The 1,429-nt window shown below is 72.7% G+C and carries 3 protein-coding genes; all 3 read right to left on the bottom strand.

From position 1 onward, the window contains the following. A partial coding sequence (gene folP, locus G6027_RS13915; protein ID WP_182637688.1) for a dihydropteroate synthase occupies nt 1-479 on the bottom strand: 479 nt, incomplete at its 3' end. Nucleotides 480-538: 59 nt separating this feature from the next. Then, nucleotides 539-1,162, bottom strand: coding sequence for a GTP cyclohydrolase I FolE (gene folE, locus G6027_RS13910; RefSeq protein ID WP_187702904.1), 624 nt, complete (start codon nt 1,160-1,162; stop codon nt 539-541). Between the two features lie 33 nt (nt 1,163-1,195). Then, nucleotides 1,196-1,429 (bottom strand): hypothetical protein (locus G6027_RS13905; RefSeq protein WP_182637686.1); only part of this gene is annotated, 234 nt, incomplete at its 5' end.

Genomic DNA, 1,429 nt, shown 5'->3' with positions numbered 1-1,429 from the left:
ACCGCCGCGTCGGCACGGCGGGCGAGGTGGTCACGGACCGAGGTCACCACGTCCCCGCCGTAGTCGGCACGCCCGCCGGCGCCCGCCCGGTACTGGTCGGGCGACACCCAGTGCATGAGGACCACGGGGCAACCGTGGTCGGCGACGACCTCCAGCATGGCGGGATCGGCGAGGCCTCCGGAGACGTCGTTGATCAGCGCCGCTCCCGAGTCGAGGGCCTCGGCGGCGACCGAGGCGCGCATGGTGTCGACCGAGACCGTGACCTCGTCCTCCACGAGCGCGCGGACCAGCGGGATCACCCGGCCCGCCTCGTCGGTCCGGTCGACGCGGATCGCACCCGGTCTCGTGGATTCCCCGCCGACGTCGAGGAGGTCGGCGCCCTCGGAGACCAGACGGCGCGCATGGGCGAGGGCCGCCTCGGGGGCGAGGTGCCGCCCACCGTCGGAGAAGGAGTCCTCCGTGACGTTGACGATGCCCATCACCGCGCAGCGGCCCGGGCGCGGCAGTACGGACGGGCGCGGCGGGGCGGCCGGGTGGCTCACGTCCCCCGCAGGAGGCCGAGGGCCTCCGCCCTGGTGGAGGCGTTGGACCGCATACTGCCCCGGACCGCGGAGGTGGTGGTGACGGAACCGGCCTTGCGGATCCCCCGCATGCTCATGCAGAGGTGTTCGCACTCGATCACCACGAGGACGCCGGTGGGCTGGAGCCTGTCCACCAAGGCGTCGGCGACCTGGCCCGTCAGGCGTTCCTGGACCTGCGGTCGTTTGGCGTAGAGGTCCACGAGTCGGGCGAGCTTGCTCAGCCCGGTCACGGCACCGGATCGCCCCGGGATGTACCCGATGTGGGCCACCCCGTGGAACGGCACCAGGTGGTGTTCGCAGGTCGAGTAGATGGGGATGTCACGCACCAGGACCAGTTCGCGGTGATCCTCGTCGAAGGTCTTGGACAACACGTCCGCGGGGTCGGTGTACAGCCCCGCGAACACCTCCCGGTAGGCGCGGGCGACGCGCGCCGGGGTGTCCAGGAGACCCTCGCGCTCCGGGTCCTCGCCCACGGCGATCAGGAGTTCCCGGACCGCCGCCTCGGCGCGTTCGGCGTCGAACACGCGGTCGGTGGACATCGACCGGGCGTCGGCCGCGGGAATGTGGTCAGGGGTTGTCATCAGTCCTCTTCTCGCACGACACCGACCGGGGGGTCAGTCGTCACGTTCCCACGGGGCACGCCACCCGGGTTCCTTGTCCTCGCGTCGCCGCGACCCGCTACGACGCCCGTCACCGTCCACCGCCGACCACGCGCGGGTCGACCGGTCGGACGGCGAGGCGTCCCGGTCACCCGGGCTGTCGGGATCCTCGACCGTGGTCTCGGGCTCGGCGGGGGCGGCGGGGAGCCGGGTGGTCTCGGACTCGCTCGGACCATACGTGCTGTCCCG

The sequence above is a fragment of the Dietzia sp. SLG310A2-38A2 genome, assembly GCF_014145095.1.
Classification (GTDB): domain Bacteria; phylum Actinomycetota; class Actinomycetes; order Mycobacteriales; family Mycobacteriaceae; genus Dietzia.
The sequence above is the reverse complement of the archived record's forward strand: the minus strand, read 5'-3'. Positions and strand labels throughout refer to the sequence as shown.

What these genes read in the sequence shown, in the direction of transcription:
- folE (WP_187702904.1), bottom strand. Translation starts at nt 1,162, where the DNA reads ATGACAACCCCTGACCACATTCCCGCGGCCGACGCCCGGTCGATGTCC.